We start from the raw sequence: 17586 nt of genomic DNA, 5'->3' as shown, positions 1-17586 counted from the left end.
CACGTGCGTAGTGGATTAAAAAAGGGCGGCGCTGCCGCCCTTTTTTGTGCCTGCTCCGGGAAAGGTGGCGTGTTTTATCGCACAGCAACCCTGCTGGTCGTAGCGTTGATCGGGATGACGGCAGGAAGGGTTGACGCAGAGCCGTCTCCGGTTCTTTGCGCGAAGGATGTGCCGCACGTGACGCTCATTCAGGGCAAGGAGGCTGTGTCCTGCCTGAAGGCGGATCAGCCTCTCGGTGCCTCCGAGCTTCGCGGGGCGTCCACCGACGGCGAGTACGCACCCTATTATCTTGGCGCGATGCTGCTTCGACCCGCCTCGGCGACAGCTGGCGCGGAGATGCGTGGAGCCCCGGAGCAACTGGTCCTTGATCTGCTGCAGATGCAATCACCAGAAAAGTTAAAGGACGCCTTGTCGTCGAGCTGGTTGCCCAAGCTGCTCGGTGGCTGCTATCGACGTTCTGAGGTCGCACTGGATGCTGTGGCCGTGCAGCGTGAGCCAGCTCGGCGGGGCTTCTTCCAAGCCGGCGATATCGTCTTTGTCCCGGATCTTCCGGAGTGGGTGGCGGTCTACGGCACGGTGAGAGCCCCTGGGCGCTACCCCTTCGACGCAGCGCTGACGGCGCGCGACTTTGTTGAGCAGGCCGGCGGCGCGGGTGCTGGCGGCGAACTCGGCGAAGCCTTCGTCTACACGCCGGATGGCCGATACCTGTCCTTGGCGATAACCCATTGGAACTACGAACCCCAACGCGTTCCGCCTGGATCCATCATCGTCGTGCCGCCTTGGCGCGATCAGGCAAAGCAATGGCTCGCCGAGCTGCGCGACGAAGTCGACCTCGCGCCCGAGTCCTGCGAATAATGATGTGGCAGTCAATGCGGCGACGGGGCTTGCCCCGTGGGCTCCTGCCTGCTGCCTGGGCGTTGCTGCTGGCGACGCTGGTGTTGCCCTCCGAAGCCGCGCCCCAGCGCGGGCTGAATGACTACGGCCAGATCGGCTTGTTGCAGACCCCAACGGCACGGAGTGGGGGTACCGGGACAGTCGGTGGTGGCTTTGGAACCTTCTCACCGTACCGCACGCTCTTCTTCCATCTGCAACCGCTGGACTGGATTCAGGGGACCTTCCGCTATGCGGAGGTCACCAACCGCGACTACAGCTTCGTCGAGCAGATTCCCATCGAGCAGCAGTCGAGCGAAGTCAGCCGCCACTTCACGGACAAGGGTGTGGACATCCAGCTCCGGCTCCTCGACGAAAGCGAGCATCTGCCGGCTGTGGCCCTGGGCCTGATGGACCTGGCCGGTACCGGTATCTTCGCTTCCGAATACCTGGTTGCCAGTCGGCGTTACTTCAACTGGGATTTCCATCTGGGCATCGGCTGGGGACGGCTGGGCAGCGCTGATGATTTCCGCAGTCCGCTTGCGGCAGTGTCCTCCACTTTCGAGGACCGGCCCCGGGGGAATACAGGGCTGGGCGGGCGTTTCGAAGTGGACACCTATTTCCGCGGCCCGGCTGCGCTCTTCGGTGGCGTGCAGTGGACGCCCGGCGGCGGGCCGCTTTCCCTTTTCGCCGAGCTGGAGGGCAACGACTACCAATCCGAGCGCTTGCAGAACCCGCAGGAGCAGTCCTCACGCGTCAACCTGGGCATGAGCTACCGGCTCGGGCGCAACGTCGATCTCGGTCTGGCGTGGGAGCGCGGGGACACGCTTGCCGCTCGCGTCAGCATAGCCGGGAACCTGGGCAACGAAGCCGGGCCGCAGAAGGTCTTTCGGCCGACGGCGCTGCCTCTGCAGTCTTATTGGCGGATGCAGCGGACACCCTTCGAGCGGCCCGTTGATCCACCCACGGTGGAGCGGCTTGCTCGCGACCTGCGCAGCCAGGGGCTCTATCTGCTCGCCGTGGATGATCGCGGTGGACCCGGCCAGCTGACCGTCTGGTACAGCCAAACGCTGGGCAGCAGCACCCCGATGGCGCCCGGGCGCGTAGTGCGTGCTCTCATTCGTCAGACCGGCGTCGCCTACGACGAATACGAATTGGTCGAAGTTGTCGGAGGGTTGGAGGCCATGAGGCTGCGCATCGAGCGCGAGGCCTTCCATCGCGCTGCCGGTGGCTCAGAACCGGCGGAAAGCATTCGCGAAAACGTGGAAATCCTGCCAACCAGTGCGGGCGTCTATGGGGATGCCGCCTATCGAGATCTGCTGCGCTTCCCCGCCTTCAGCAGTGCCATCAATCCGCAGTTCCGCTCGAATATTGGTGGTCCCGACGCATTCGTTGTCGGGCAGTTGCTGGCTCGGTTCTCCGCCACCGTTCAGTTGAGCCCAGGGTGGAGCGTGGGCGGCGCGCTCGGCGTCAATATTGCTGACAATATCGGGAACCGGCTACAGGAAACGTTCCCAAGCGGGCTGCCGCGTGTGCGTAGTGATATCGGCGCCTATCTGCGCGAAGGCAAGGATGTCTATCTGTCGCAGCTCGAGACCAACTACCGCTTCCCCATCGCCGAGGACCTCTACGGGCGTGTCTCTGCGGGCATCTTCGAGGAAATGTTCGGCGGTGTCGCAACCGAGGTGCTCTACCGTCCCACCGGCAATGGCTGGGCGGTGGGGGTGGAGCTGGCGCGGCTGCGGCAGCGCGAGTTCCGGCAACGCTTCGGTTTCCGCGACTACGAAACCACCACCGGGTTCGTCTCCTACTACCACGAGCTTCCGTGGAAGAATCTTCGGCTCGTCGTCAGTGGTGGCCGCTTCCTGGCCGGGGATTGGGGGGCGACCATCGACCTGTCGCGGCGCTTCAGCAATGGCGTGCGCGTCGGCGTCTTTGCGACGCCCACCAATGCCTCAACCGAGGAATTCGGCGAAGGCTCCTTCGACAAGGGCTTCTATCTGTCCATCCCGGTCGATCTCTTCTCCATGCGAGGCGGGCCGGGCACTGCCGAGGTGCTGTACCGCCCGCTGAGCCGCGACGGCGGGCAGAAGGCGCGCACCGGGCGCTCGCTCTACGAGAGCCTGGAGTCCGCCAATCCGTGGCATCTGCGTGACAGCGAGGCGGAACAATGGCTGCGTTGACCCGACCGGCATTTCTCGTCGCGGCCGCGTTGCTGAGCGGGCTGCTGCAAGGCTGCAGTCTCAGCAGCCCCGCCCGCGATTTCATACAGGCCGAGCGCGCCCGTGCCCAGGTCGCACCGGAGGATCGGATCGCCGGGAGCGTCGATCCATTGCCGATTCCCTATTCCCAGATCGCCGTGAGTATCGATGGCGGCGCTCCCGGCCGAATGGTGCTCGCAACGATGGTCGAGGCGCATCAGCAGTGGCTGGCGGTCAATGGCCTGCGGCTCTGGACGCACGATGGGCGCATCGTTGCGAGCCAGCGGCTGAAGACGGATCTCCGCCGCCTGACCATGCTTGACCGTTCTGCCGCTTCGCCGCTGGACGCCGCTAGGGCCCCCGGAGAGACCCTCGAGGCCCTGGCTTATGCCGAGGGCGAAGACGGCGCGCTGGGCCGCGTGCTGCATCTGCGGCTGACGGCGACAGGGCAGGCACGGCCGGTTGCTACTCATCGGGGACTGCGTGAGCTGATTCTGGTCCGCGAGCAGGTACGGCCCGAGGCGGCGCAGGAAGGCTGGGAGAACCGCTACTGGGTCGCTCCCGAGACCATGACGGTGGAGATGAGTGCGCAACGGCTGCCCCACAGCGGCGGCCACATCGTCATGGAGCGGCTGTATCCGAAGCTGCGGCCCAGCGCGGACTAAGAACCCGCTGGCTTCCGGCGGCTGAGTCCTAGCCGATGGCTGCCTCGGGCAGCCATTCCTCGGCTGCGTCGTGCAGAAGGGCGCGCTCCAGCCGAACCTGCCAGTGCGGCGGCGTGCCGACCAGTTCCCGCGTTGCCGCCGTGTCCAGCACGCTGTAGGGCGGGCGATGCGCGGGCGTCGGCCAATCGCGTGTGGGGATGGGAGTGATCTCCGCTAGTGGCCGCTTCGGCCAGCGGCGCGCGGCCAGCGTGCGGGTAGCCATGGCCAGGTCGTACCAGGAGGCGACACCGCTATCCGTCCAGTGCAGGATGCAGCCGCGGCTGGCGTCTATGCCGCCCAGGGCCAGCAGCGCAGCCGCCAGGCCCTCGGTATGCGTGGGCGTGCCGATCTGGTCGCTGACCACGCTGAGCGCCGGCTTCTCGGCGAGCAGCCGCAGCATGGTGCGCACGAAGTTGTGACCACCCGGCCCATAGACCCAGGCCGTGCGCAGGATCGTGGCCTGCTCCGGCGCATGCTGCATCACGGCCTGCTCGCCGTCGCGCTTGCTGCGCCCATAGACGCCGAGCGGCCGGGTGGACGCGTCCGGCGGGTAGGGCGCGCAGGCCTGGCCGTCGAAGACGAAGTCGGTGGATACATGCAGCAGGCGCGCGCCGGTGCGGGCAGCTTCGCGGGCCATGTGCGCGGCCCCGTCGGCATTCACGCGTTGCGCCAGCTCGGGCTCCGACTCGGCGCGGTCGACTGCCGTGTAGGCGGCAGCATTGATAACCAGCGCCGGTCTGGTCGCGCGAAAGACGGCTTGGACCGCCTCGGCATCACCGATGTCGAGCTGCTCACGGGTGGTGGCAGTGACCTCAAAATGCGGCGCGGCCTGGCGCTGCAGGGTGCGGCCCAGCTGGCCGCCGGCGCCGGTTATCAGCAGCCGCATTACGCGAAGACCTCTGCCTCGGCCAGGGGCGGGGCGGCGGCGTCCTTGTCCGACAGCACCGGCGCGATCCCCTCGGGCCAGGCGATTCCAATGGTCGGGTCGTCCCAGCGGATGGCGCGCTCACCGGCGGGGTCGTAGACGTCGGTGACCTTGTAGAGCACTTCGGCGTGCTCGCTCGTCACCAGAAAGCCGTGCGCGAAGCCCGGTGGTACCCAGAGTTGATGTCGGTTGTCGGCGCTGAGCGGGCGGCCCGTCCACTGCCCGAAGCGGGGCGAGCTGCGGCGGATGTCCACGGCCACGTCGAAGACGGCGCCACTGAGCACGCGCACCAGCTTGCCTTGAGGATGCGCACCGACCTGATAGTGCAGTCCGCGCAGGACGCCGCGGCGCGAGCCCGACTGGTTGTCCTGCACGAAGTCCGTGTGCGTGCCCGTGAGCTCGGCGAAGCGCGTCTGATGGAAGGCTTCCATGAAGTAGCCGCGCTCATCGCCGAAGACCTTCGGCTCCAGCAGCAGGACCTCAGGCAGCTCCGTGCTCTGTGCCTGCATCAGTGCCCCTTCGCCTCGTCGGCGATGCCTTCAAGATAGGCGCCGTAGCCGCTCTTGCGCAGCGGCTCAGCCAGCGCGCGCAGTTGCGCGGCATCGATGTAGCCGCAGCGGAAGGCGACCTCCTCGGGGCTGGCGATCTTCAGGCCCTGGCGGGCTTCCAGCGTGTGAATGAAGTTGCCGGCCTCCATCAGTGACTCGTGTGTGCCGGTATCCAGCCAGGCGCTGCCGCGCCCCATGTGCTCCACGTGCAGCGCGCCGCGCTCCAGATAGAGCCGATTGAGATCGGTGATCTCCAACTCGCCGCGGGCGGACGGGCGGATTTGCTTGGCCAACTCGGTGACGTGGTGGTCGTAGAAATACAGGCCGGTAACGGCGTAACGGGACTTCGGCCGGCTCGGCTTCTCCTCGATGGACAGCACCCGCTGCTGCTCGTCGAAGCTCACCACACCGTAGCGCTGTGGGTCGCTGACCGCGTAGGCGAAGATGGTGGCGCCTTCGCTGCGCGCGCGGGCCCGCTGCAGCGCCTGTACAAGATCGTGGCCGTGGAAGATGTTGTCTCCCAAGACCAGCGCGCAGGGCTCGCCATCGATGAAATCCGCGCCCAGTAGAAAGGCCTCCGCCAGACCGCGCGGCTCGGGCTGCACCGTGTAGGCCAGCTGCAGGCCCCATTGCCCGCCATCGCCAAGCAGTTGCTGGAAGCGCGGCGTGTCCTCGGGCGTGGAGATGATCAGGATGTCCCGTATCCCCGCCAGCATCAGCGTGGTCAGCGGGTAGTAGATCATCGGCTTGTCGTAGACCGGCAGCAGCTGCTTCGACACCGCCAGCGTCGACGGGTACAGCCGTGTACCGCTGCCACCGGCGAGGATGATGCCCTTCATGCCGCGCTCTCGCGCAAGCCGCGCCGGCGGGCGGCATCAGCGTGCCGCTGCTGGATGCTCCGGCACCACTCCAGATTCTCCAGGTACCACTGCACGGTCGCGCGCAGGCCGGACTCGAAGCTGTGCTGCGGGCGCCAACCCAGTTCCTCGCGGGCGCGGCTGGCGTCGATGGCGTAGCGCTGATCGTGGCCCGGACGGTCCGTGACGAAGGTGATGGCCTCGGCATGCGGGCGCTCGCTCGGCAGAAGCTCGTCGAGCTGCGCGCAGATTGCGCGCACCACGTCGATATTGCGACGCTCGCTGTCACCGCCGATGTTGTAGTCGCGGCCGACGCGCCCGTGCTCCAGCGCCGTCAGCAAAGCTTGGGCGTGGTCCTCGACGTGCAGCCAGTCGCGGATGTTCTCGCCGTTGCCGTAGACGGGCAGCGGGCGGCCGTCCACCGCATTGAGCAATGTCAGCGGAATCAGCTTCTCCGGAAACTGGTAGGGCCCGTAATTATTCGAGCAGTTGGTGATGATCGTGGGTAGCCCGTAGGTGTGGTGCCAGGCGCGAACCAGATGGTCCGAACCCGCCTTGCTGGCGGAGTAGGGAGAGCGCGGCGCGTAGGGCGTGCTTTCGACAAAGCGACCCTCCGCGCCGAGGCTGCCGAAAACCTCATCGGTGGAAACGTGGTGAAAGCGGAAGCGCTCGCGCGCCGGCGCGGAAAGTGCCTCGTAGTGCTCCAGCGCTGCTTCCAGAAGCACGCAGGTCCCCACCACATTCGTCGTCACGAAATCGCGCGGGCTGTCGATGGATCGGTCCACATGCGATTCGGCCGCCAGATGCATAACGGCGTCGGGACTGTGTCGCGCGAAGACCTCCCGAACGGCCGGCGCATCGCCGATATCAACACGCTGGAAGCGATAGCGCGGCGAGTCGGGGATATCCTCCAGGGCCTCGAGGCTGGCGGCGTAGGTCAGACAATCGAGATTGACGACGTCATGCCCCGTGTTGCGGATCAGGTGCCGAATCACGGCCGATCCGATGAACCCGGCGCCGCCGGTGACGAGAATCTTCATTGCGCAGTCGGGGATCAGTGAGAATGTGCAGGGGCAGGCCGCGGCTGACGGATCGCGGGCATTCGCTCGCGCTCGGATTATCCGCGAAGTCGGCGCGCGGCGCAGTGTCCGCCACTGCAGGCGGCCGCCGGACCGGGAAATGCGCGCGAGTATTGTGGCCAGTGCTCATCGGACGTGCGGGGGGCCAGCAGGTCGAGCTTCAGCCCCACAAGCAGCGGTTGCCAGGCGGCGAGTCGGATGAAAGCCCGACCCGTCGGGGCTGACCAGGGCGAGGGATGTTGCTAGACTTCCAAAGCATTCCGCAATTTCCAGGGAGCCGCTGCCGAAAAGGGTTCGACCCGACCGGCATCAGAGCGCATGGTCGCCCATCTCTTTATCGTCATTTTTTGCAGCGCCGCGCTGGCCGGGGGCCTCGTCTTTGGGCGTCGTTGGCACCTCCGTCTGACCGGTGATCGGGCGCAGGACGGCGACCATAAGATGCACAAGGGTGTGGTTCCGCGCGTCGGCGGCATCGCGATCTTCGTATCCATGATGCTCGGCGTGGCCCTGGTGACGCCGCTGCTCTATCCGGAAGCCACAGCAACCTATTGGGCGCTGCTGGGCAGCACCTCCCTCATCTTCGGCATCGGGTTGATCGAGGACCTTACCCGCGCGGTCATGCCAGCGATCCGCTACAGCGCCTGCATCGTGGCGGCGCTTATCTTCAGCCTCGCGCAGGAACAGTTCGGTATCAGCACGGTGTCGGTCCCGCTGATCGACGCCGCGCTGAGTGTGGCGCCCGTTAGCATGATCTTCTTCGCCTTCGCCGTTGCTGGCATGTCGCACGCCTCCAACCTCATCGACGGCGAGAACGGCCTCTGCGCGGGCTTCAGCCTCCTTGCCTTCGTCGCCCTCGGCATTACGGCCGGACTGACGGGGCAGGCCACCATCGCCATCCTTTGCGAGATTGCAGTTGCGGCGAATCTCGGCTTCCTGCTCTTCAACTTCCCGTCCGGGCGTCTGTTCCTGGGCGATGGCGGCGCCTACTTCAACGGCGCATTGATCGCCATCCTCGCCGTCATGGTGGTGGAGGGCTCAGCCAGCGTCTCCCCATGGTTTGCGGTGCTGCTGCTGAGCTACCCCATCACCGAAACCCTGTTCACGATGTACCGGCGTTTGAGGATGGGGCGTGCCTTCTATCAGCCGGACAGCGAGCACCTGCATCACCTGGTGCAGCGCTTCGCCAATAGCAGAGGGCAGGGTCTGGCGCGCTATTCTGCGGTTCTGCCGCTGGCCCTCGCCGCGCCATTCGTGCTGACCGCGCCATTCATCCAGGGCGCTACCGCTGCCCTGATTGCCTACAGTGGAATCTATCTCGCGCTTTATCTCGGCGTCTATACCGCTCTCAGTCTGCGCGCCAGGCGCGAGGTCGCGCTGACGCAGTCAGCGGACTAGGAAAGGGCTGATCCAGCGCCAGCGGTTTCGCGCCCGCAAGTTTCGTATCTCGCTGCCGGGCTCAAAGGGGCTAGACGCGACTGCTTTGCAGTTGCCGTCGACTTTCTTTCTTGTGGGATTTCGTGCGTGGCTCACGGCTTCTGCCAGAGGCAGGCAGCCATGACACTCAGCCCCTTTTCGGCAAGCTCCGCGTCGTACGCCAGTAAGTCCGAGAGCAGGACTTCGTCTTCTTCAGTGAAGTTCGTCAGAATGCCGGATAGAGCGACGTGGTAGATCACGCCTCCAAGTTGGACGATATCGGCACCGGGAAGCCGTGCCTGGACCTGTCCAAGAATCTCTTCGCTACAGGCCGATTCGGTTGGGTCGGCTTTGGCAACGGCGTCAGGGCTCGGCCGGGGCATCACTCGGGGGAATCGCTTCTCGGGGGCCTCCGGAATCACCAGGTGCCGTTCCTCGAGACGATCTCGCGCCGCCTTGGCTGCGCGTAGCATTTCATCCGTCCATTGAAATCGATTCGGGCCGACGAACTCATCCATTACGAATACACCTCCGCTCTTGAGGTGCGCGATGCTCCAATCAATCGCTTCGCCGATATCGAACATGTGGTGTAGTGACTGGCTCCAGAAGACCATGTCGTACTCGGGGCAGGCCGCTTGAAAGGCATCTTCCTGCCGGAAGCGCATGTTCTCCCCGAAGCCCTTCTCTTCTGCCTTCCGCCGCCCGGCTTCGATGCGCGCATTGCTGAGATCGAAGCAATCCCAATGTGACACGTAGCCCGCCATGGCCAGGGAGAGTTCCTTGGAGGCTGTTCCAGCACCGATGGAAACCGCGTGCTGCAATGGGAAGGCAAGCTCGTATCGCGTCTGGGCCCGTTCCAGCAACGCCCCCGAGATGGAGTACATCTCCCGATCGGCGATGCGTGTCGTGATGTGATGCCGAATGGTGCGGAAGTCGCCCCAGCTAAGGCGTCGTCGCTTTGCCAAGGTCTGCTGCGACCAATAGGTGGCGGCCTGCTGACGAGCGGGATCTTCCATCCATGACGTCGGTGGCTTCTTGGACGCGACAACTTGCTCGTGGGAGATCTTGTCGGCGACCCGCCGTAGGAGGTCTGCAACATTTTTTCTCATCGGGACTCATTCTTCTATTGAGGGGTTCTGTGACGCCATGCGCTAGACGCCACTTGCGGTAACGGTACCGCTATTTGGTCCGCAGCAGCGGCCTAGTGCCGCGTCCGCCTAGCTCGGTATCGCGCCGGGCCCGAGAGTAGGTAAAACTCAATGCAGGCGGTGCCATCACGCTGTTTCAGTCACGTCAATGGCGCGAGCCGGCTCGTTGTGCCAAGGAGTCGCCGCTACTGCTTACCGTTACAATTCCGGGCCGCAAATGTGACGGAGCGGTGTCGCGTGAGCGGCTTCCCGCTTGTCTCTTTTAGCTCGGGGCTACAACTGGGTCATAGAAGTTTTTCGTCTATATGAATAACCGAACCATCGTATTCCTTCATGTGCCAAAGGCTGCTGGCGCAACTCTAAGGAAACAACTTCTTTCGATCTATGGAGCGGGCCACGTTTTTTGGTTCCGGCCTGGGCACGTTCATGAGGACCGCGAAAAGCTCAAGAAGATGGATTCGGTAGAACGCTCAGCATTGAAGGCCGTAACTGGCCATATCCGTTTCGGGTTTGTTGATCGCTTTCTGCGGCAGCCGCTGGCTTATATCACGCTCCTGCGGGATCCGATTGAGCGGATTCGCTCTTACTATCAGTTCGTGCTTGATACACCGAGTCATCCTCATCATGCGGTTTCGCGTGAGAAAGATCTTGCTGGTTTTGCCGGCAGCGATATTCCCGGGTTACATGACTTGCAGACGCGAATGATTAGCGGGAAAACGGGGCATCGTCTCATTGGTAAAGATGTATATGAACTGGCGGAAGAAAACCTGGCGCAGTTCGCGTTAGTGGGCGTGCAGGAGCGCTACGGCGACTTCCTTCAGAGGTTGGCTTTATGGGCGGGGTGGCAGGAACTCGCGCCGGTAGAAAGCGTCCATCAAGTATCGCAACGTGCGGACGTGAGTAATGCCGCCCGAGACGTCATTCTGGAGCGTAACCGTTGGGACCTGGCGTTACACGAGAGGGCAAGGGGTGCGTGGGTAAAGGATGACCCGGTCTAAGCCCTACTTGTAAGCGGTAGTCACTTCCGACCATTCGTTCTGCACGAACATCGCCTTGAAACGATCCGAGTCGCTCTTGCGCAGGGTGCCGGTCGCCTGCTGGAGGAAGTGATAGAGCTTGGCTCGGTGCGTATAGATGATGCGCCGGCCGGCGATTCGGCGGACCGCTTCGCAGTAAAGGCGGTCGGACCGGTAATGCGGTGCGCTGACATGGTCCAGCGGGCCGAGGCTCTGCAGCGTCTCGCGCGGGATGTAGACGCAGAAGAAAGGCGCGAAGCTGAGCTCCGTGTAGTCGCTGTCGCCGCCCGGGGCGGGATCGATGATGTTGTCGTGATGGCGTGACAGATTGACATCGGTCTCCAGCTTGTCGTCACACATCGGATTGTGGGTGCGCATGGTCTTGGTGCCGGGCAGCAGCACCTGCCGCGTTACGGCCAGGCCAGCGTCCGGGAAATCCGCGAAGACTTGCTGCAACGCTTCGATCCATCCCGGGGTCACCACGGCATCGTTGTTGAGTAGCACGACATCGGCATCCTCCGGCGTGACGGCGATGCCCTGATTGACGGCGTAGGTGAAGCCCAGGTTCTCCTCGTTCTGGATGACGACGGCTTGCTCGGTGGCGGCAAGTTCGGCGAGATAGCGCCGCACCTCCCGGGAAGACGCGTTGTCCACGATCGTGAGCTGGGTCCGGGCGAGGCTGAATTGCTTGACGGCGTCCACGCACAGCTTCAGATATGGCAGGCACTCGTAGCTGGGGATGATGATGTTGACGCGCCGGGCTTCTGCCTCCGGGCGGGCTGCGACCATGCTGGCGGGCGCCAGCGCGTGCATGGCCTTCAGGCCGCGGATACGGGCGTGCTGGGGCAGTGCGTCGACGAGCCGTTGGGAGCCCAACCCGTCGTGGATACGTTGCTTTGCGCTGGCCATCGCGCGTGTCGAGGCGGCGTCTTCAGCTGCGCGGTCGGTTTCGCAGAGCACGCAGGGCACGGCTACAGGGGCCTCGCCTTCGGTCAGGCGAAGCAGGAAATCCCAACCGGAGAGCGCGGGCAGGCTTTCGTCGAAGCGGCATTCGTCCAGCAGCGCGTCGCGCCGGAATAGCACTGCCGCGAGATCGATTGTCGGCCGGTTCTCGAACAGCGCGCGCATGAAGGGTACGTAGCGCAGTTCGTGCCAGTCCGAGCTCGCGCCGGCATCGAGCGCGGACACGGCCTGCGCGCAGTAGGCCATGCGGCGTGCGGGTTGCTCGGTGAAGGTGCCCAGAAGAAGGCGCAGGAAGTCGGGATCGAGGCGGTCGCCGCCTTCTAGGAAACAGAGGTAGTCGCCGTTAGCCGCGACCAGCCCGAGGTTGCGCTTGGCGGCCAGCGACTGGCCCTCGGCGGGCAGGCACTGCGCCGTCACGCCGAGTGCGGCTGCGCTGGCTGCCGCGGAGGCTGGACCGTCACTGACAATGATCGGCTCAATATGCAGATGGCTTTGGCCGGAGATGCCAGCGAGCGTGGCGCGCAGACGCGCGGGATCGCGCGCGTCGTCGGTCACGACGATCGATACCGTGGCCGTGCTGGATCCGGCCGGGTGTTGCGCGGAAAGATGGCGATGCACTGCACGCATGTGCCCCATTACCCGCTTGGCGGGCTCGGAGAAGGGAGCGCTTGGCGCCGGCACGAAGGCGGCGCGCCGCAGGTAGCTGTCGAAATCCTCGAAGTCGGAAGGCGCGGCTTCGGTCGTTTTGCTCGCCGCCGGAGCGCTGACGCTGCGGCTCGGGGCCGGCGCGCTAGCGGGCGGTGCAGCGGGTTGCGCGTGGCTGGCCGCGGCGGCCTTGCGGCGGATCGCGGACTCGTTGCTGGCCAGCGATTCGGTCAGCGTGATGTTCGCCAGTTCGGGGGCGATGTGGTAGTCGCAGAGGGTGTAAGGGATGAACAGCGGCGCGCGCGTTTCGGTGTAGCGCAGGATCAGGTCCCAGTCGACCAGCCGCCGCAGGGTTTCGTCGAAGCCGCCCTTGTCCTCGTAGACGCTGCGGTGGTGGCTGAAGATGTTCAGGTCGATGTAGTTGCCGCGTTCCAGAGCGTCGCGGTCGAAGGGTCGACAACGGATGAACTCGCGCGGCTGGGCCGCGTCATGCACGTGCAGACAGGCGTAGGCGGTATGGCTTTCGGGGTCGTCGCTATAGGCTTCCGCGGTCAGCAACAGATAGTGCGGGTGCCAGGCGTTGTCGGAATCGAGATAGGCGATCCATTCTCCGCGCGCTGCGGCCAGCCCCGCGTTGCGCGCGGCACAGACGCCGCCGTGGGGTAGCTGCAGATAGCGAATGCGCCCGGTGGCTATCTGGTCGGCATAGCGCTGGCGCATCAGCTTGTCGGTGCCGTCGGTGCTGCCGTCGTCGCAGACGATCAGCTCCCAGTTGTCGTAGGACTGAGCAAGGATCGAGTCGATGGCCCGGGGCAGGGTGTCCCGCCGGTTCCAGGTGGGAATGACAATGCTGAAGGTGCCGAAGCGGGCATCGCGTAGCTTTGCCTGAGCGCGAGCGATGTCGCTGTCTCGCACTTGCAATGCAGCCGCCAGGTCGCTGTCGGGCGCCGTGGTGGCGGTGCCGCCCGGCACGTGCAGCCGCTGCGTGCCGGCTTCGCCGGGCCCCTTGCTCAGAAAATGGTGCAGCGGGTTGAGGCCCGCGAGGCGGATTTCGGGGTACTTGCGCAGATAGGCGTCGCTCTTGAAGCGCGGGCTCGGGTCGCGCCCTTCGTCGCCACCACACAATAGATAGTGGTGCAGCGGCTTGAGCCCGGAGTCAGCGACGTCGGGGTACTGCTTGCGGTACCAGGCCGCGTCGAAATAGCTGTTCGGGTTGCGGTCCTCGTGGATGCCGTGGCGCAGGAAGTGCAGCAGCGGATCCATGCCGGCTTCGGCGACGTCCGGGTAGCGTTCGAGGTACCAGTGCGGCTGGAAGAGTGGGCCCGGCGCCCGCCGTTCCGCGGCGCCGAAGCGAAGATAGTGGACGACGGCGCTCATGCCGGCGTTGCGGACGTCTTCGTGACGCTCCATGTACCAGTGCGGCTCGAACAGGGCGTTCGGGCTGCGCCCCTCGCTTTGCCCGTGCAGCAGCCAGTGCCACACCGCGGCGCCGCGTGCGAAGGCCGTATCCGGGTAGCGCAGCGCGTACCACTCGGTGTCGAAGAAGCCGCTGGCCAGCATCTGCCGCGCCAGCAGCGGCAGGCGCAGGCGGTCACTGGCCGGCATGGGCGCGCGCAACAGGGTGCGTGCCGGCGGTGCGCCGGCGTGGGGCCGCGCGGGGCGCGCCGGCTTGCCGCTGCGTTGGCGCACGCGGTTGATTATCGCCGCGCTGACGGGGCGCTCGGCCTCGAGCGCCAAGCGCTGACCGCGCAGCTGACGCTGCAGGGTGCGCAGGCTTCTCTGCCGTTGCGCCTTGACGAGGGCGGTGCCTTCGGCTTCGGCGTTTCTCCGTTTCTCCGTCTCTTCGCGCAGGCGCTTCTCGGCCTGCTCGCGCTTCGCCTGTTCCGCCTGCGTGTGCTCCTCGCGCGCGGTCAATTTCGCGCGCAGATGGGCGGTCTCTTCCTGCAGAGCGTCGCGTTCGCTAATGAGGGCGTCCCGTTTGTCGGCCAGGATGTCGCGCTCATCCGCCAGCGCACCGCGCTCTTCGGCCAGCGCCTGCTTCTCGGCGGCGAGCTTGTCGCGCGCTTTCCGTTCCGCCTGTACCTCCTGGCGCAGCCTGGCTTGCCGCTGCTTCGCGGCATCGGCCAGCATGCCGATGTTCTCGCGTGCTTCCGTGAAGCGCGCGCGCAGCGCGTCCAATTGAAGCAGCGCGTTCTCGTCCGGCGCGTCGCCTGTACTCGAGAGCGCGAACAGGCTCTGGTAGGCGGAATTCACCCACGCTGGCGGTGCTTCGTCATTCGGCACCGTCGCCCGTTCTTCCGCTACTTGATGCCGCAGGTCGGGCCGCAGAAAGGCGTCGATATCGGGTGCGGCGGCCTCGGTGGGGCGCGGGTAGCGCAGCCCGAGTTCGGCGGCGACGCGCGTCGTCTCGCCGCGCCAATCGTCCAGCAGTTGCTCGTAGCTCACGAAGCTGCGCGGCAGCGCGCGGCTGTAGTGCTCGGCATCGAGCACATAGCGCAGCCAAAGCGCGTGGCTGTGGGCGGGGGCGAGATCGTCGCGTTTCTGCAGCGAAGCCGCGATTTCACGCGGGTCGCGAAGCGGAAGCACGCATTGCACCGACGCGCCGAAATCCGCGATGGCCTGCTGCCAAAGCGGCAGCAGCAGGCAGATGCGCGGGTCCTTCAGCACGAACATTTCGCTGCCGCGGAAGTGCGTTCTCAGAAGCGCGGCGGCTTCGTCGACGAAGACCGCACGCTGTGCGTCGTCCAGTGACTCCAAGCCGTCGATCTGCCAGTCGTGCCAGGCGCCGCCGATGGCCGTCAGCACGCGGTCGTTGAACTCGAGGATATCCGTGGATTCCCAGAAGCCCGTTTCGTTGGAAGGCTTGGATGGCAACAGATTGCCGGGGAGGGCGGCCCCGAGCAGGCTCAGTGTGCGAGTGAGCGCCGACGTGCCGCTGCGGTGCATGCCGAGCACCACAATGGCGGTCACCACTCGCGATGCCTGCTGGGGCCGAGGGCTGGGGCGGTCATCCATGGGGGGGCGAAGAAGAGCTTGGTCTAGCGTGTGCGGATTGAAGAGCGGGGCACTGCACATGGTCGGTACGCGGCTCGCTGCGTCAGCTGTGCTCCGCAGCCCGACGAGTGTATGCGATTCGCCGCGTGGCACCCAGCGAAGTTAAGGTGTCTGCGTGCGCTCTCGTTACGTGCCCCGCGAGCCTTCGGGGCTGCCCCTGATTTTGGGGACGTTCGCCGTTCGGGGCAGTCTGACGGTTTTACACCGGTTGGCGACGGCGGGGGGTACACGCTACATTCGAAGGGTCAGTGAAGTTGTTGCCGTCCTTCAGAGGCGGTCTCGTTCGATTCGCAACTGCTGGCAGGGATAACCTCGAGAAATGCTTGTAGGAAATCGCTTGCTTGACCACAGGAGGTGGGGCAGAATGCAAGTCGACGGCGCACAGCCCATCGGGTAAAAGCGACAGGGGGGTGCCGTTCAACATACTCTCGACGAGTCCGGCGCAGTGGCGGTTCGTGGGAAGTGTTCACTGATTTATTTGCAAATCAATCAAGTTAGTAACAAGGAGAGTGACCATGGGGAACTTCCTCACTAAATCCAGGCTTTTGGGGCTGGGTGCAGCACTCGGGGCAGCGTTCGCGCTGCAGCCGGCGGCCGCCCAGATCGAGGTCTCGGATAGCAATACCGGTACTGCCGTTGTCGTGCCGTATTACACCGTCAACGGTGGCTGGCGCACCCTGATCAACCTGACCAACACCAGCGACAACTCGCTGGCCGTGAAGTTTCGTCTTCACGAGTCCCGCAACTCGCGCGATGTTCTCGACTTCAACATCGCCCTGAGCCCGCGCGACGTCTGGACCGCCTTCATCGAGCAGAGCCCGATGGGCCGGCCCTCGCTGCAGACGACCGATCGTTCCTGCACGATCCCCATCGGTGTCCGTGACAATGGCGCCGAAGCGAGTGAGCTGGCCTACTCGAACGAGTTCGCCGATCACACTGCCACCGACGGCGACATGACCCGTACCCGCGAGGGCTACATCGAAATCCTCGTCATGGGTGAGACCGAGGGCAATGGTGAGGCGCTGAACAATGCGCAGCGCAACTCCACCGCCTATCTCGCCGAGCACGTCGATGGCGAGCCGCGTGACTGCGGTCGCGTCCAGCTCGACTTCGTGCGCCGTACGGCGCAGTTCGAAGGCGACGATCCGAACGAGACCATCTCGGGCCAGGACGCCGGCGGCGTTCAGGTCGGTTCGGGCAGCCCGCTCGCGCGCCTCGGCTCTGTCGACGGCGGTGGTGCCAACGAGAGCACCATCGGCTACGGTCCGATCGTCACGCCTGATCCGCTGAAGGTGAATGCGAGCCTCGTCAACCAGGATACGGGCCGCGCTGCCGGCATCGAGTCTCTGCACATCGCCGGTTTCGGCGTTGATGCGAACCTCGTTACCGCCCAGCAGTTCCCCTGGTTCCTTGAGCCGACGATCGCTTCGTCGGATGGCCTCTGGTCGACGAGTGCCCTTCCCGCCATCGGGGCCGGCATCGCTTCCTCGCAGGTCAAGAACGAGTGGACCAGCAACGACAACACCGGCGGCACCGCCGAGTGGGTCGTGACCTTCCCGACCAAGCGTTTCCAGGCGGACTTCGACAACGATAACGTCCAGGCTGCCTGCAACGCATGGCGCAATGACACCGGTACGGTGGGCGGCGTGTCTGCCAACCCGGTCGTGGCTGGTGACTGCCCGGATGAGGGCTTCCCGACGGTGTTCCAGGACGGGGACAACGGTCGCGCTGACATCGTGGCGCAGTACGACATCTACGACCGCGAGGAAGGCACTGCTCAGGTGCAGGTCGACGGCCCGATCGTTTCGCCGGCCCCGCCGCCCGACATCGAGATCGACAACCTGCCCTACGAGTCCAACGTGATCCGTATCGGTCGCAACGCTTCCAGCGCGGCTTCGACGCTGGAATCGCCGGTGGCGCTGGCTGTCGATACCAACCAGCTCGTTTCCAACGCGGATAGCGGCTGGCTGGAGATGACCTTCATCGACGACGATATGGTTACCGCCTATCCGGTGACCGGCTTCGTGTACAAGCAGCGTGACTTCGGCAACCCGGGCCTGAACTTCGGCCAGGCGACCGAGCACGCCTACACGATCGACAACTAAAAGGGTCGGACGACCCGGTTTCGAGAAGCTTCGAAGCCAGTTGTTGACAAAGGGCCAC

At 65.0% G+C, this 17586-nt stretch carries 12 protein-coding genes; 6 read left to right on the top strand and 6 right to left on the bottom strand.

Annotated features, from left to right (window positions below; all coding sequences use genetic code 11):
* Nucleotides 1–3 precede the first annotated feature (3 nt).
* Genes U743_RS10530 through U743_RS10520 form a run of 3 tightly spaced genes read left to right on the top strand, consistent with a single transcriptional unit; the run spans nucleotide 4 to nucleotide 3736 of the window.
* A complete protein-coding gene (locus U743_RS10530; RefSeq protein ID WP_156966409.1) occupies nucleotides 4–855 on the top strand; it encodes a capsule biosynthesis GfcC family protein in 852 nt (283 codons plus the stop codon).
* Nucleotides 856–884: 29 nt separating this feature from the next.
* On the top strand, nucleotides 885–3053 hold the full coding sequence (locus U743_RS10525; RefSeq protein WP_198022007.1) for a YjbH domain-containing protein: 2169 nt from the start codon (nucleotides 885–887) through the stop codon (nucleotides 3051–3053).
* Nucleotides 3041–3736 (top strand): YjbF family lipoprotein, encoded by a 696-nt coding sequence (locus U743_RS10520; RefSeq protein ID WP_043768059.1) that lies wholly within the window; start codon nucleotides 3041–3043, stop codon nucleotides 3734–3736. The genes U743_RS10525 and U743_RS10520 overlap by 13 nt, the downstream gene beginning before the upstream one ends.
* 28 nt (nucleotides 3737–3764) lie before the next feature.
* On the opposite strand, the gene rfbD is transcribed toward U743_RS10520, so the two are convergent.
* Genes rfbD through rfbB form a run of 4 tightly spaced genes read right to left on the bottom strand, consistent with a single transcriptional unit; the run spans nucleotide 3765 to nucleotide 7145 of the window.
* Nucleotides 3765–4661, bottom strand: coding sequence for a dTDP-4-dehydrorhamnose reductase (rfbD, locus tag U743_RS10515; protein WP_043768057.1), 897 nt, complete (start codon nucleotides 4659–4661; stop codon nucleotides 3765–3767).
* Nucleotides 4661–5209 carry a dTDP-4-dehydrorhamnose 3,5-epimerase gene (gene rfbC, locus U743_RS10510; protein WP_043768055.1) on the bottom strand — a complete coding sequence of 183 codons (549 nt, stop codon included), beginning with the start codon at nucleotides 5207–5209 and terminating at the stop codon, nucleotides 4661–4663. The genes rfbD and rfbC overlap by 1 nt, the downstream gene beginning before the upstream one ends.
* Nucleotides 5209–6087: a glucose-1-phosphate thymidylyltransferase RfbA gene (gene rfbA, locus U743_RS10505; protein ID WP_043768052.1), complete on the bottom strand. Its 879-nt coding sequence runs from the start codon at nucleotides 6085–6087 to the stop codon at nucleotides 5209–5211. Before rfbA ends, rfbC begins: the two co-directional genes overlap by 1 nt.
* The gene (gene rfbB, locus U743_RS10500; RefSeq protein WP_043768049.1) at nucleotides 6084–7145 is read right to left on the bottom strand and encodes a dTDP-glucose 4,6-dehydratase; all 1062 of its coding nucleotides are present in this window, start codon (nucleotides 7143–7145) and stop codon (nucleotides 6084–6086) included. Before rfbB ends, rfbA begins: the two co-directional genes overlap by 4 nt.
* 477 nt (nucleotides 7146–7622) lie before the next feature.
* Between rfbB and U743_RS10495 the strand changes: the two genes are divergently transcribed.
* Entirely contained in the window at nucleotides 7623–8579 is a 957-nt protein-coding gene (locus U743_RS10495; protein WP_198022006.1) for a glycosyltransferase family 4 protein, read from the top strand.
* 131 nt (nucleotides 8580–8710) lie between these two features.
* Here U743_RS10495 and U743_RS10490 read toward each other — a convergent pair whose 3' ends face one another.
* Nucleotides 8711–9706, bottom strand: coding sequence for a class I SAM-dependent methyltransferase (locus U743_RS10490; RefSeq protein WP_043768047.1), 996 nt, complete (start codon nucleotides 9704–9706; stop codon nucleotides 8711–8713).
* Between the two features lie 344 nt (nucleotides 9707–10050).
* Between U743_RS10490 and U743_RS18775 the strand changes: the two genes are divergently transcribed.
* The gene (locus U743_RS18775) at nucleotides 10051–10743 is read left to right on the top strand and encodes a sulfotransferase family 2 domain-containing protein (protein WP_084191481.1); all 693 of its coding nucleotides are present in this window, start codon (nucleotides 10051–10053) and stop codon (nucleotides 10741–10743) included.
* Between the two features lie 3 nt (nucleotides 10744–10746).
* Here U743_RS18775 and U743_RS18130 read toward each other — a convergent pair whose 3' ends face one another.
* Nucleotides 10747–15339 (bottom strand): glycosyltransferase, encoded by a 4593-nt coding sequence (locus U743_RS18130; protein ID WP_232226766.1) that lies wholly within the window; start codon nucleotides 15337–15339, stop codon nucleotides 10747–10749.
* A 599-nt stretch (nucleotides 15340–15938) separates the two neighbouring features.
* On the opposite strand from U743_RS18130, the gene U743_RS10470 reads away from it, so the two are divergent.
* Nucleotides 15939–17528, top strand: coding sequence for a hypothetical protein (locus tag U743_RS10470; protein WP_198022005.1), 1590 nt, complete (start codon nucleotides 15939–15941; stop codon nucleotides 17526–17528).
* Nucleotides 17529–17586 lie beyond the last annotated feature (58 nt).

The organism is Algiphilus aromaticivorans DG1253 (assembly GCF_000733765.1).
Taxonomy (GTDB): domain Bacteria; phylum Pseudomonadota; class Gammaproteobacteria; order Nevskiales; family Nevskiaceae; genus Algiphilus; species Algiphilus aromaticivorans.
This window is presented reverse-complemented; position numbering and strand designations above follow the sequence as displayed.